We start from the raw sequence: 13,890 nt of genomic DNA on the forward strand, positions 1-13,890 counted from the left end.
AAAACCTTACATGTTTTACAACACCGCCTTTCTCAACTTCACCAGTTTTTCCAGCAGGTCTTCCAGCAGTTCAAGTTTAAGCATATTAGCGCCATCACTTTTTGCAACCGCAGGGTTGGGATGTGTTTCTATAAATAATCCATCAGCGCCTGTAGCAATAGCAGCTTTGGCAATAGTGCTTATCAATTGAGGATTGCCACCGGTAACACCGCTTGTTTGGTTGGGCTGCTGTAAGCTATGGGTGCAGTCCATTACAACAGGTGTTCCATGTTCATGCATCCATGGAATATTGCGGTAATCAACTACCAGGTCCTGGTAGCCAAACGTAGTGCCTCTCTCCGTTAAAATTATTTTATCATTACCCGCTTTCGCAATTTTATCCACGGCAAATTTCATTGACGGCCCACTCAGGAATTGTCCTTTTTTTACATTTACCACTTTACCTGTTTCGGCGGCAGCAATAAGCAGGTCTGTTTGCCTGCAAAGAAAAGCCGGTATCTGCAGTATATCAACGTATTTGGCAGCAGGCGCCGCTTCATCATGTGCATGTATATCACTGGTGGTAGGTAGTTTATAGGTTGAGCCAACCTTTTTCACCAGTTGCAAAGCTGTTTCATCACCAATACCCGTGAATGAATTGGCACTTGTTCTGTTTGCTTTCCGGTAGCTTGCTTTAAATACATAAGGAATTCCCAGCCTTTTACAAATGCCGGATACTTTATCTGCCACTTCCATTATCAGTTCTTCACTTTCAACTACGCAAGGGCCTGCGATTAGAAAAAAATTTGTTTCATCGTAAGATTGATCAGCAAACAGATCAGTAAGAAATTGTTTCATGCTGCAAATGTAGAAGCTCTTTTTTAAATGAAAGCAGGTTATGAACCCGGCATGTGTTTTTCATAGCATTACCTGTTGCGTCGCACACTTGTACTTTTTGTTCATTTATTTTTTCTGCCAAGAAACCGTATTACAGACCCTGTTCCGTTATGAAACTGACCTTCACGCAATTCAATTTCTTTTTCTGCTAATTCTATAATATCATAATTCACGAAATCTGATCTTAATTCTTCCATTGAAAATAACATGGCTATTTCTTTTGGCCCGCCAACTTTTTCATTTTTAGAAATGAATTCAATATGTCTTTTACTAAACGCTTCAAAAATAACTACACCGTTCTTGCGTAAATATTTGTCAAGTGTTTTGTGGTATAATGATTTAATGTCTGCCGGAAAGTGTGCATAAATCAATGCAATTGCATCAAATTGTTCCGGATTATAATTCAAAGTCTGTAAATCACCAACCTGATAATCGATAGTTACTTTATTAGCTTCCGCAAGCCGGAAAGCTTTCTTTTGCCCTTCAGCACTTATGTCAAATGCTGAAACTTTCCAACCAAGTTTAGCTGCATAAACTGCATTACGTCCTTCACCCTCTGCCGGGAAAAGTATAGACCCTGGAGTTAACTTTCCTAATTGCTCCTTTAAATAATCGTTGGGTTGTTCGCCATAAGCAAACTCATCTTTACTGTATCTTTCATTCCATCTGTCAATCCAGGATTCATTCATGTTTTATTCGATTTGTTGTCAATATTCACGGCTTGTCAAGAATTATATTGAAATTTACCAGACACTCAACCGGTGTTAAATTTATAATTAAAAATTCATAGCTTATTGTTTATACCGCAACTATAAAACGCTGTATGCAAAGCGCATTGTTATTCAATAAAAATAAGCCTGAAATTGAACCCATACTTACACCACCAAAAAAATACCATCCTGAATTTTATTTTACTTTTATTTGCTTTAGAATAAAAATGTTAATGAAAATATTTGTTACAGGAGCCACGGGGTATATAGGAAATAATCTTGCAAAACGCCTGGCAGGGGAAGGGCACATTATTCATGCACTCAACCGGTCTGCACAAAAATCTACCCTGCTTAACCATGATAATATTCAATTATTCAAAGGAGATATTACAGATCCTGCATCTGTTAAAAATGCTATGCAAGGCTGTGAACAGGTTTACCATCTTGCTGCTTATGCAAGGGTTTGGGCAAAAGATCCATCTACTTACCATACATTAAATGTAGAAGGCACAAGGCATGTATTAGAAGCAGCAAGAGAGCTTGCCATCAATGATATAGTGGTTACTTCAACAGCAGGTGTGTTAGGACCTTCAGGTGAACGACCCGTGAAAGAAGATGATCCAAGAATTGGTGAGATGCTGAATGAATATGAAGAAACAAAGACGCAATCAGAAGAAATGTGCCGTGATTACAGCCGCAGGTTTGGTATGCGTATCGTAATGGTAAACCCACCAAGGATATATGGTCCCGGCGTGGACAGCGAAAGCAATGCTTTAACTAGAATGGTGCATTTATATATGCAGGGTAAATGGCGAATACTGCCCGGCGACGGAAAACGTACAGGTAGTTATGTGCATATTGATGATGTGGTAAATGGACATGTATTAGCCATGCAAAAAGGCAGGGCGGGAGAGCGTTATATACTCTCTGGTGAAAATGTTTCTTACACAACCTTTTTCAATACACTGGCAAAAGTGAATGGTAAAAAAAACTTTTTACTTCCGCTTCCGGTGTGGGTAATGGTGCTTGCAGGTTATGGTATGATGGGCCTGACAAAAATTACGGGCAAACCACCATTGCTTACACCTAAATGGATAAGAAAATATTTATACGACTGGTCTTTAAGTTGTGAAAAAGCACAGCGGGAATTAGGCTATACTTACAGATCGCTTGAAGAAGGGCTACAACAAACTGTTGATTGGCTAAAGTTTGAATTAAAAAAGCAAGAATAATTTTTGTTGAGATAAATTACAGAACGTACAAGAGTGCGACGCAACGACTGCATAACAGCAATTCAAAAGCCAGGCTCATAAAATAAAATTTTATGTACACATTAATTACAGGTGCCAGTTCGGGAATAGGTAAAGCGCTGGCACTTGAATGTGCATCCAGAGGTATGAATATTTTGCTCGTTGCACTTCCCGGAGAAGATCTCGTAGCAATGGAAAAAATGATCTGCGAGCGGTACAAAGTAACCTGTTATAGTTTTGGTACAGATCTTTCACTAAACACAGCAGCGGCAGATGTATATAATTGGGTTAAGGAAAAAAATTATCCAGTCAATGTCCTGCTCAATAACGTTGGTGTTGGCTCCAAGGGTGCTTTTGAAAAGCTTTCTATAGAATTTTATCAGAAGCAGATCAACCTTAACATACTTAGCACCTGCCTTTTAACACGTTTGTTTATTGACGATCTGAAAGAAAATGCACCGGCTTATATAATGAATATGGGCAGTATGGGTGGCTTTTTTTCATTGCCTGAAAAAGTAGTGTATGCAGCTACCAAATCTTTTATTTATTCTTTCAGTATGGCGCTGCGTATGGAACTGGAGAGCTCTGGTATTTCTGTAAGTGTGGTATGCCCTGGTGGTATAGACAGTAATGAAAATACCATTGCCAGCAATCAAAGTCTCAGAGGAATTGCAAAACGTTCGATTCTTAGTCCTGAAGATCTTGCAAAAGAAGCCATCAGTAAAATGCTAAAAGGCAAGGCTGCTATTATACCGGGTTTTTGGAACAGGTGTATTTATGGGGTAAGTAAATTAACGCCCAACTTCCTGCAAAATATGCTTGTTCGCAGAACATTCAAACGAATAAGTATGCATAAGTATTAATGTACTGTAAGGCTTTTCCATTTTACAAATCTTCATTTAGTATTGTAAATTTTATGAGCCTGGCTGTATTTTTTATGGCATCTGCTGTTGCGTCGCACACTTGTACTGAAACAAATATTTCGGCTTTTTAGATCGTGATTTATCCCTCAGTCATCTGCTTTAATATGTGCTGCCGGTATTAAAAAATATTTTAATTGCCTGGTACTTTTTTATTTACAATATTTTTTTTATTTTGATGCAGTGCAAAACATCCGTGCCTGATATTGTTTAATCCTAAACAACACCCTCTATGTTATTCAACCTTCTTCTATTTAAAAGACTTTGTACACAACTTTGTTTTTTGGGTCTGTTGTTTCTTATTTTTCAAAGCTGCCGAAAAATAGAGTCAAATAATAAACCTTTTATTACTTCTGCAACAGAAAATAATACGGTAAGGCTTGACGGCCCACCTAATATTGTTATTGTGCTTGGAGATGATATAGGATACGAAATTCCAACTATCGATGGAGGCTCATCTTACACTACTCCAAACATTGACCAGCTTGCCAGAGATGGCATACGGTTTACACAATGTTATGCATCTGCACTCTGTTCACCTTCAAGGGTAATGCTCCTTACAGGAAAATATAATTTCAGGAATTACACAAAATGGGGCGTGCTTAACAGAACCAACCGGACGATGGGTAATATGTTTAAGAAAGGTGGTTATAAAACCTGTTATGTAGGAAAATGGCAACTGGATGGTGGCGATACATCCATACGCACATTTGGTTTCGACAATTACAGTGTGTGGCTTCCATATTATTTAAAACCCGAAGATGCAGGTGGTACCCGCTATAAAAGCGCACCTATATACCAGAGGGGAGCTTTCCTTCCACCCGAAGCAACAAAAGATAAATATTCTGTGGATCTTTTTACAGACTATGCATTGAATTTTATAAGAACAAACAAGCAATCCCCTTTCCTTTTATATTATTCCACACCGCTTTGTCATGTACAATTTTCACCTACCCCGGATGATCCCCAATATGCCACCTGGGATTATACCAAAAGCAGTAAGCGTTTTCTTCCGGGCATGGTTAAGTATATGGATAAACATCTTGGCATTTTGCGTGATAGCTTACGCAGCCTTGGTTTAGAAAATAACACGGTATTTATCTTTCTGGGCGATAATGGTACAACTAAAGGAGTAATAAGCACTTTCAACGGGCAACCAGTTGCAGGAGATAAAGGAGCAACCACCACTTTTGGCACACACGTGCCACTTATTGTTACATGGCCTGGTCATATAAATGCGGGTGGTGTTACCAGTCAGCTTGTTGACCTTACAGATTTTTTACCCACACTTTCAGATATAACCGGAGTGCCTGTTCCGGGGGCATTTGGTATAATGGATGGAAAATCTTTTTACCCTGTTCTTACAGGTGGCAACACTTCATCCCGCGATTATGTGTTTAACCATTTTCAGCCGCTAATATCTCCGTCAAATAAAATTCCTGTTCGTTATGTGCAGGATAGTATTTACAAATTATATGATGATGAGAGATTTTATAATATGGTGCTTGATATAAAGGAATTGTCTCCTATACGTGAAGACTCCCTTACAGCCGGAGAAAGAGCAAAAAAGGAATACTTTGAGGACATACTGGAAGTGATGCATAAATAATTGCACGTTCATAAAATTATAGCTCATAAAAGAACCAAACGCTTAAGAGTGCGACGCAACAAAAGCTTCATGTATGTTATATATGATGGGTTCACAAAAATTTATTCATGTATCAGTCTTTTCTCAAGGTCTTCCAGCGAAACACCTCTTGTTTCGGGCACTTTAGTAAGCACCCATACCAATTGCATTACCATCATAAATGCAAAGAAGGCAAAGATGGGCCAGGGATTATCTCCAAACACGCCGCTGTTTTTATCAAGAAAGTATGGTGTAATTAATGTAATGATGGCTGCAAAGACCCAATGTACACTGGCACCAAACGATTGCCCCAGTGCACGTACATTGTTGGGAAATATTTCTGAAATAAAAACCCAGATAACTGCACCCTGTCCAATGGCATGCGATGCAATGAACAGCATTAAAGATACAAGCAACGCAATATTGCCTGCGCCGAATTTAAAACATATGGCAACTGAAGCAAGACTCAAAATATATCCAAGCGAACCGATGATGAGTAATTGTTTTCTGCCAATGCGATCGATAAGATACAAGCCCACAAACGTAAAGACGAGATTCGTGCCGCCAAGCGCAATTGAACTTGCCAATGAATCTTTTGCCGCGATACCTGCACTTTGCAATATCTCCGGCGCGTAGTACAGAATAAAATTAATGCCGCTCCATTGATTAAAGAATGCAACAAAAAATGCAAGCCACATTACTGTTCTGTATTTCCTATTTAGTAACTGCTGGTTATTGCTTCCGCTTTTTATAGTGTTGTTTGCAGCAATAATATCATTGATGTCTGCATCCGGATTATCTGAACCTATCAACACCAAAATTTCTCTTGCACGTACTAAATTATTTTTTACAGAGATCAGCCATCTTGGACTTTCAGGCACACTAAACACAAGCAGTGTATAGATCAGGGAAGGAATTGCCATAACGCCCAGCATCCAGCGCCAGTCGTTCACTCCGCCAACACCCTTTAATAAATAATTAGAGAAGTAAGCAACAAAAATTCCAAACACGATATTGAATTGATACATGCCCACCAATCTCCCTCTCGTCTTTGCCGTAGATATTTCCGAGATATATGTTGGCGCTGCAACAGATGATACACCAATACCCAAACCACCAATAAAACGAAAGAAGGAAAATATATACGGATCCGGAGAAAGCGCAGAACCAATGGCAGATACACTAAATAAAATACCAATCCACAGCAGTACTTTTTTGCGGCCGAATTTTTCTGTTGGTAAACCACCAAATATAGCGCCGATCACCGTTCCCCATAACGCCATGGACATAATAAAAAATCCATGAAACAACGGCGTGGTATGCCAGAGATCTTTTATTGGTTGGTTGGCACCTGAAATTACCACCGTGTCAAATCCAAAAATAAATCCTGCAAGTGCAGCAACAACAGACCAAAGAAGCAGTTTGTTTTTATTCATAGCAAGTATCGTTTGACAGAGGAAATTACAAAAATGTTTCTGTTACGCTTAAATGAATTTCAATCAATTTGCTTTACTTCGGTTTGCAAACGGTTGATGTTAGTAAGATTTATGAGCCCTGCTGTGGTACAAATAGCATCGCCTCTTGCGTCGCACTCTTGTACTTTCTTTTGTATATTGAACATTTATTATTGTGTATTGAATATTTTTCATTCAAGATAAACGCTATATGAAACAACTTTTATTGCTCAGTTTATTTTTTTGGAGCAGTTACCTGCATGCACAAACTCTGGATACTTCTTATGCAGAAAAGCTCGGCTATCCAAAAGGCGCAAAAGTGGTGATACTGCATGTGGATGATGTGGGCATGAGTTATGACTCAAATCTTGGTGCAATAGATGCCATGACAAAAGGCGTTGCAACTTCCTGCAGTGTTATGATGCCTTGCCCATGGGTACCTGCTTACATTCATTACTGGAAAGAACATCCAACAACAGATGCAGGTTTGCATCTTACATTAACATCGGAATGGAAAGAATACCGCTGGGGGCCATTGATGGGAAAGCCTGCCGTACCGGGGCTTGTAGACAATGAAGGCGATATGTGGCCCTCTGTTGAAGATGTTGTTAAGCATGCAACACCCGATGAAGTATACGCAGAAATAAAAGCGCAGCTTGAGCGTGCAAAAACAATGGGCTTTACACCCACACATCTTGATAGCCACATGGGTACTTTATTTGGATCAGTGGGTTTTATGCAGGTGTATGTAAAGCTTGGTATAGAAAATCATATTCCTGTAATGATGCCTGCCGGTCATGCAACCTTGATAGAAGCACAAATGAAATTCCCGGATGCGTATATGAACCAGATTCGAAGTGTTGGCAAAACACTCTGGACTTCAGGGTTACCGGTACTGGACGACTTATACAATGAAACTTATAGCTGGCCTGTACCTGATGAAGTAAAGAATGACGACAAAAAATTGCAGGCATGGAAGACTGCTAAATACATAGATATGCTTAAACAATTGAAACCCGGGTTAACCATGGTTATTATGCATTGCACTGCACCAACAGAAGTGTTTCAGCATATCTCAGACTCCGGTCCGGTGCGGAAGGGGGACTTATTGGTAATGGAAGATCCAAAATTTAAAAAGGCATTGGAAAATCAGCATATCATTCTCACAACATGGAGAGAGGTGATGGAGAGAAGAAGTAAAGCCCCCAACCCCTAAAAGGGGAGTGAAAAGATCAACACACTTGTTTTGAAAGGCTTATTACCTTATTTTTAAATGAATGAAAGCAACTCAAAGCTGTAATACAATATTACTCAATATGGTTTTCTTAAAAACAAAAGCCTTCATCACGAAGGCTTTTGTTTTGGTGGGTTAATCAGCAATTATTTTTTTGCTGCATATTTCTGAGTGTATTGTGTCATAAAACTGATCTTTCCATCTTTGTTAAACATCCAGTTTTCATTAAGGTTTACTGAGTCTTTCTTTCCATTCTTTTCATCCACTTCTTTGCCCCAAACAATAACCCATGTTTCATCTTTTCCTTTTGGTTTTATTGTTGTCCAGGCAATTACTTCACTTGTCGAAGTACCCAGAGCAGTTCTGTATGCTTTCATGTTTGATATCAATGAATCTCTCGTGCCGGCGAAATGATCGCCTCCGCTGAAATCTATATACACGGAATCTGCAAACGCATCTTTATGATTATCGAAAGTATTGTTATCAAAGTCTTTCCAGAGATCAAGAATTGTTTGCGCATATTTAGGATCGCCTTGTTCAAAATCGCCTGAATAGGTTGGTGTATATGCATAAGTAAGCGGCGCAGCAGTTGTTGTAGTCGCAGCACTATCATTGGTAGTTGCTGTGTCTCCAGATTTTGGTTCGCCGGAATTACAAGCTGCCAGCACGCAAAGAGCGGTAGCAATAAAAGATACCTTTTTCATACGGGAGTTTGTTTTAAGTGATTGTAATTACAGAAAGATAAACAGATTTATTTTTATTTGCAAGTAGTAACCTATGCTATAAAAGATTTTATGTACCCGGCGTTTGCACTTTGGGCATCGCCGGTTGCGTCGCACTCTTGTACGTTCTGTTCGTTTATCGTCATTGCGAGCCCGGTGTATAGCCTTGTGCATAGCTATCGGGGTGTGGCAATCTTTTCAATTAAGGGACGCTACAGGTTTTAAAAAGATAGCCACAGACAATCTCACACACAAGGCCGGGCTATTGTCTTCGCTATGACCAATCCTATTCAACAGTACAAGAGCGCGACGCAACGATGCTTAACTGATGATCTAAAGCTGGGCTCAAAAAAATAATAGCAAACAAATCGAATGCTGTTCTATATTTAGTACTTCTTTTTTATTCTGACAGAAAAAATTGCTATCATGAAAAAAATATTCATCATTCTCCTGGTTGTTTGTATCCCTGCTGTACGCTTAATGGCGCAGAAATCCTCCCTTGGCATTTTTGATGCGCAAACAGAAGTGGGTAATGCTAAAAAGGGAATGTGCAAATACGATGCGCAATCACAGGAATATATCATTACAGGTTCCGGTACAAACATTTGGGCAACGCATGATGAATTTCAATTCCTGTATAAGAAAATGAGTGGCGATTTTATGCTTACCACTAATGCAGCCTTTGTTGGCAAAGGTGTGGAAGAGCATCGCAAATGGGGATGGATGGTGAGACGGTCTTTAGATACTTCTTCCCCTCATGTAAATGCTGTTGTGCATGGGGATGGATTAACATCATTGCAGTTCAGAAGAACAGCGGGTGCAATAACGGAAGAACAAAAATCAACCATAACACACGCAGATGTGGTAAGGCTGGAACGCAAAGGCAACCGCTATTACATGAGTGTGGCAAAAAATGGAGACCTGTTTACCATTGATTCTCTCGATCTTGATCTTGGTAATGATGTGTATGTTGGCCTATTTGTTTGCTCGCATAACAATGCTGTTGCTGAAACTGCCGTGTTTCATAATGTACGCATCACCATTCCTGCACCATCAACATTGGTTCCCTACAGGCAATACCTGGGAAGTCAATTGGAAATAATGGATGTGGCATCTGCAACCAGTAAAATTATCTTTCAATCGCCACGTTCCATACAGGCGCCGAATTATATGCCCGATGGAAACCATTTGATCTATAACAGCGATGGTCTGATCTATAAATTCGATCTCAAAACACTTACGCCTTCTGTATTGAATACCGGAAGCATAACAGGAAATAATAATGACCACGTAATTTCTTTCGATGGTAAAATGCTTGGTATAAGCAGTAACAACAAAGAAGATAATGCCTCGAAAGTTTATACACTACCGCTCAGTGGTGGAGAACCAAAACAAATAACCCCAACAGGTCCTTCTTATTTGCATGGCTGGAGCGCAGACGGAAAATATTTGGTGTTTGTTGGTCAGCGCAATGGGGATTATGATATTTATAAAGTGCCGTCGACAGGTGGTGAGGAAGTGAATCTTACCAACTCAAAAGGTCTTGATGATGGTTGCGAATACTCACGCGACGGAAAATATATTTACTTCAATTCTGTGCGCAATGGTTTAATGCAGATCTACCGCATGAAGCCCGATGGCAGTAATGTGGAGCAACTTACCAATGATGCACTGAATAACTGGTTTGCACATCCGTCACCCGATGGAAAGTGGATCGTATTTATTTCTTTCGGGCAGGATGTTAGCCCTTCAGATCATCCTTTTTACAAACATGTTTATATACGCCTTATGCCCGCAGACGGAGGCACACCAAAGGTTATAGCTTATTTGTATGGCGGGCAGGGAACAATGAATACCCCTTGCTGGGCTCCTGACAGTAAGAAGATCGCGTTTATCAGTAACAGTAATTTGTTGAGCGAAGTGTATCCGGTAGAGAAGAAATAAGAATTTTTGTTAACAAGCATTAGTGCATGTGGCATCGCCTGTTGTATCACTCACTGCATCTGTTTGAGCACTATTGAGCAATGTGATATATGTAGGCAAACTTGAGCCTCTTTGATCAACTCATGATATTTCAGTATGAATGGTTTTTGCAGAAATATAATAGATCTTGCGGATTTCGATCAGGTGGTATGCTTTTATAAAAGGATTATTGATAGTACAGATGGCTTTTTATTCCACTGATTGCCTGATCAATTTATAGAGTAGTATCTTTTGCTCAATTATGTATCGCCGTAAAATATTTAGTGTATCAATATCTTTTTTAAGTTCTATTGCGTAACGGTAATTAGACTCTTCAAGTTCTATTTGTTGTCGCAATATTATTATGTGAACGTCCAATGGACTTAATGTTGTGTCATTCATAGATAATTCGAAGGTGTAATGTCCTTCCACATAAATTATACCAGTCACAGCCTTTTGATGATCGATTCGAAAAGGAAGCTTTATAAAATGACTAAAATGTGTCTTTTTGAGATACTAATATTTCATCTTTAGTTTTCGTCTGTGAAGTTGCACATGCTTTTTCAAAGCAAACGATGAAGTTTGTCCCCACACCAACTTTGCTATGAATTTCCACTTGTGCTTTGTGAGATTTCAGGATAGTAAGAGCTGCTGATAGTCCAATCCCGGTTCCCTTTTTCTTAAGAGTAAAGAATGGTTCTGTGATCTTTGACAAATATTCTTCGGGAATGCCCTTGCCGTTATCAATTATATGTAATAAAAAATGATCGCTGCTTTGCTCAATTTTTAACGACAACTTACCGCTTGCATTTTCTATGGCTTCAATAGCATTGATAACAATGTTTGAAATAGCAATAATTAGCTTTTGCTTATCTCCTATAATCTCAAACGGTTCAGTTGAATAATCCGTGAAAAGTTCTATTCCTTTTAACTGCAGACGATCTGAATTGTCTGCAAGACATTGCTCCAGAATTTCCTGTAATGATATTCTTTCAGCAACGAGCTCAATAGGTTTACTGAAGTTTAATAATTCGGAAATAAGTTCATTAATGCGAACTCCGTTTCTTTCAATTATACCCAAATACGGCTCCAGTTCGAGGTTTGAATAATGTAATTTCAGGTGTTCAGCAGAAAGGTGAATATTAGTGAGTGGGTTTCTGATCTCATGAGCGATAATGCGTATCAATCTTTCATTTGCTGCAAATTTCTCAATCTGAATTTTTGAGTTGGTTGCAATTTTAAGATTTGTTACATCATGCATTATACCATAAACAAGATTTTTGTGTGGTTCAGGGCCTTCGATAAATAAAGAGAGCTGGCAATACCTGTTTTCACCATTTTTATTATAGATTCTTACCTCAAGATCCTGTAAATGGTTTCTTTGCTCCAGTTGTCTTCTTATGCTGGCAGCAGTATTTTCATCAGCAATAAAATCATATAAAGACTTATAAGATCCGGAATTTGTTTTCAATCCAAACAATTCCCCGGCTGCAGGGTTTACTTCAATAAATTTTAATTGGTCATCAGCAATAAAGACAACATCCTTCGCGCCTTCAAACAGGTATCTGTACTTCTTTTCGCTTTCTTTGAGAGACTTGGTATTGTTTGTTCTTTCAAACGAATAGCGGATACATCTTTCTAATTTCTCTGAATTGAGTTCCGCTTTGATCAGATAATCAGTAGCGCCAAGTTGCATAGCCTGCACATCTATTTCTTTATTGCCTCTTCCGGTTAACATAATGATGGGCTCTTCACATCCTGCACTGATTGCTTCCTTTAAAAGCGTCAAACCTGTATGTTGCCCAAGTCTGTAGTCTACAAGATAAATATCGTAAATGCCTGATTTTATTTTTTGCAATGATTCGTTATAATCGCGGCTCCAGTCAATTTCGAATGAATTAGTAGGAATATCCTGAAGTGTTTCCTTCAGAATAAGGAAATCATCTTCATCATCATCAACAATAAGTACTCTTATTAAATTGTCAGACTGCATGAGGATAATGGTTGTTATGTTACCGGTAAAATTAAGGTAAATTGAGCGCCGAAATTTTTTTCCCCTTTTGCAAAAATTAGCCCTCTGTGTCTTTTCATAATCAACCGGCTGGTTGCGAGTCCCATTCCAAAACCTTTATGAATGCTGTTTCCCTGTAATTTGTAAAAGAGGGTAAATATTTCAACACTGTCTTCATTATCAAATCCTAATCCATTATCGGTGATTGTAATAGAACAAAAAGAACAATTTACATCTAATTGTAATTTTTGCTTTTCATGATCTGAAAGAGAAGATGCATTTATTGTTACCTTTAAAGGAGTATCTTCTTTTTTAAAAATTACGCTATTATAGAGCAGTTGAGTAAAAAGATTTTTTAATAAAAAACTTTCTCCTTTTATTACCGGCAATGAATTCTCAACAATAAAAGTTCCATCCTTTACAGTCATTTTAATGTCTGCTAATACATTTTTTAAAATTTTATTCAAATCACAATTTTCGAAAGATGCCGGTTGATCGTTTATATAAGAAATAATAACAAAGTTGTTTATTAATGAAGTCATTAATGTGGAAAGGGATTTTATTCTTTCAACATACATCTTGTTGGTTGTTCCACCTGTTCCTTGGGTTGAAATAAATTTCTCGAGATAGAGATTTAATTTTCTTAATGGTGATTGAAGATCATGCGAAGCATGAGCAATGAAATCGTTCTGCATATTTTTCAAAGCTTCTAGTTTTTTCTCACTTGTTGTCAATGATTCTTTTAAAATCCCTATTTGCTGCTGCAAAAGGTTTTGAAATGACTGCTTACAGCATACTAACAGGCCCGTCTTATGATTGTCTTCAATGTAGATTTTAGTTGCGTCAATAACCTTGAACAAATCAGAATCTTTTTTAAAATATAAAAATGTATGAGTTTGATCAGGCATTAGCTCAACACTTTGTTTCCACTCATTTTCAAAAGAACGGGTATCTTCTTTTAAGACAGACAACAAAAAATCTTCATTACCAGGAATGTCGAGATTTTCAAGTTGCTGTTGGGTATACCTGTTGCACCACAATACTTTTTTTTCATTAACATCATAAATAAAATATAGATCCGGTAAAACCTGTAAAACCTCATTCAATAAACTCAAACGCATGTT

At 38.4% G+C, this 13,890-nt stretch carries 11 protein-coding genes; 5 read left to right on the forward strand and 6 right to left on the reverse strand.

From position 1 onward, the window contains the following. Positions 1-15 precede the first annotated feature (15 nt). Positions 16-837, reverse strand: a complete 822-nt coding sequence (gene kdsA / locus FRZ67_RS16750; protein WP_147191345.1) for a 3-deoxy-8-phosphooctulonate synthase — start codon at positions 835-837, stop codon at positions 16-18. 101 nt (positions 838-938) lie between these two features. After that, positions 939-1,565 carry a class I SAM-dependent methyltransferase gene (locus FRZ67_RS16755; RefSeq protein WP_147191348.1) on the reverse strand — a complete coding sequence of 209 codons (627 nt, stop codon included), beginning with the start codon at positions 1,563-1,565 and terminating at the stop codon, positions 939-941. A gap of 134 nt (positions 1,566-1,699) precedes the next feature. Between FRZ67_RS16755 and FRZ67_RS16760 the strand changes: the two genes are divergently transcribed. From FRZ67_RS16760 to FRZ67_RS16770, 3 genes are all read left to right on the forward strand, one after another. After that, positions 1,700-2,818 carry an SDR family oxidoreductase gene (locus FRZ67_RS16760; protein ID WP_147191350.1) on the forward strand — a complete coding sequence of 373 codons (1,119 nt, stop codon included), beginning with the start codon at positions 1,700-1,702 and terminating at the stop codon, positions 2,816-2,818. A 92-nt stretch (positions 2,819-2,910) separates the two neighbouring features. Beyond that, positions 2,911-3,699, forward strand: coding sequence for an SDR family NAD(P)-dependent oxidoreductase (locus tag FRZ67_RS16765; RefSeq protein ID WP_147191352.1), 789 nt, complete (start codon positions 2,911-2,913; stop codon positions 3,697-3,699). Positions 3,700-3,988: 289 nt separating this feature from the next. Then, positions 3,989-5,365 carry a sulfatase-like hydrolase/transferase gene (locus tag FRZ67_RS16770; protein ID WP_147191355.1) on the forward strand — a complete coding sequence of 459 codons (1,377 nt, stop codon included), beginning with the start codon at positions 3,989-3,991 and terminating at the stop codon, positions 5,363-5,365. Positions 5,366-5,466: 101 nt separating this feature from the next. Here the strand turns inward: FRZ67_RS16770 and FRZ67_RS16775 are convergent, their stop codons facing one another. Further along, the gene (locus FRZ67_RS16775) at positions 5,467-6,819 is read right to left on the reverse strand and encodes a sugar porter family MFS transporter (protein WP_147191357.1); all 1,353 of its coding nucleotides are present in this window, start codon (positions 6,817-6,819) and stop codon (positions 5,467-5,469) included. 229 nt (positions 6,820-7,048) lie between these two features. Between FRZ67_RS16775 and FRZ67_RS16780 the strand changes: the two genes are divergently transcribed. After that, entirely contained in the window at positions 7,049-8,053 is a 1,005-nt protein-coding gene (locus FRZ67_RS16780) for a polysaccharide deacetylase family protein (protein ID WP_147191359.1), read from the forward strand. 164 nt (positions 8,054-8,217) lie between these two features. Here FRZ67_RS16780 and FRZ67_RS16785 read toward each other — a convergent pair whose 3' ends face one another. Further along, a complete protein-coding gene (locus tag FRZ67_RS16785) occupies positions 8,218-8,775 on the reverse strand; it encodes a hypothetical protein (protein WP_147191361.1) in 558 nt (185 codons plus the stop codon). A gap of 444 nt (positions 8,776-9,219) precedes the next feature. Between FRZ67_RS16785 and FRZ67_RS16790 the strand changes: the two genes are divergently transcribed. After that, entirely contained in the window at positions 9,220-10,737 is a 1,518-nt protein-coding gene (locus tag FRZ67_RS16790; RefSeq protein ID WP_147191363.1) for a TolB family protein, read from the forward strand. Positions 10,738-11,248: 511 nt separating this feature from the next. Here the strand turns inward: FRZ67_RS16790 and FRZ67_RS16795 are convergent. Together FRZ67_RS16795 and FRZ67_RS16800 are read right to left on the reverse strand one after the other, a co-directional pair. Then, positions 11,249-12,748 carry a hybrid sensor histidine kinase/response regulator gene (locus FRZ67_RS16795; RefSeq protein ID WP_147191365.1) on the reverse strand — a complete coding sequence of 500 codons (1,500 nt, stop codon included), beginning with the start codon at positions 12,746-12,748 and terminating at the stop codon, positions 11,249-11,251. A gap of 14 nt (positions 12,749-12,762) precedes the next feature. Then, positions 12,763-13,887, reverse strand: a complete 1,125-nt coding sequence (locus FRZ67_RS16800) for a sensor histidine kinase (RefSeq protein WP_147191368.1) — start codon at positions 13,885-13,887, stop codon at positions 12,763-12,765. Positions 13,888-13,890 lie beyond the last annotated feature (3 nt).

Origin of the sequence: Panacibacter ginsenosidivorans (genome assembly GCF_007971225.1) — a bacterium.
In the GTDB taxonomy this organism is placed as follows: domain Bacteria; phylum Bacteroidota; class Bacteroidia; order Chitinophagales; family Chitinophagaceae; genus Panacibacter; species Panacibacter ginsenosidivorans.

Coding starts and splice junctions, on each gene's coding strand:
- kdsA (WP_147191345.1), bottom strand. CDS start 837: ATGAAACAATTTCTTACTGATCTGTTTGCTGATCAATCTTACGATGAA.
- FRZ67_RS16755 (WP_147191348.1), bottom strand. CDS start 1,565: ATGAATGAATCCTGGATTGACAGATGGAATGAAAGATACAGTAAAGAT.
- FRZ67_RS16760 (WP_147191350.1), top strand. CDS start 1,700: ATGCAAAGCGCATTGTTATTCAATAAAAATAAGCCTGAAATTGAACCC.
- FRZ67_RS16765 (WP_147191352.1), top strand. CDS start 2,911: ATGTACACATTAATTACAGGTGCCAGTTCGGGAATAGGTAAAGCGCTG.
- FRZ67_RS16770 (WP_147191355.1), top strand. CDS start 3,989: ATGTTATTCAACCTTCTTCTATTTAAAAGACTTTGTACACAACTTTGT.
- FRZ67_RS16775 (WP_147191357.1), bottom strand. CDS start 6,819: ATGAATAAAAACAAACTGCTTCTTTGGTCTGTTGTTGCTGCACTTGCA.
- FRZ67_RS16780 (WP_147191359.1), top strand. CDS start 7,049: ATGAAACAACTTTTATTGCTCAGTTTATTTTTTTGGAGCAGTTACCTG.
- FRZ67_RS16785 (WP_147191361.1), bottom strand. CDS start 8,775: ATGAAAAAGGTATCTTTTATTGCTACCGCTCTTTGCGTGCTGGCAGCT.
- FRZ67_RS16790 (WP_147191363.1), top strand. CDS start 9,220: ATGAAAAAAATATTCATCATTCTCCTGGTTGTTTGTATCCCTGCTGTA.
- FRZ67_RS16795 (WP_147191365.1), bottom strand. CDS start 12,748: ATGCAGTCTGACAATTTAATAAGAGTACTTATTGTTGATGATGATGAA.
- FRZ67_RS16800 (WP_147191368.1), bottom strand. CDS start 13,887: ATGCGTTTGAGTTTATTGAATGAGGTTTTACAGGTTTTACCGGATCTA.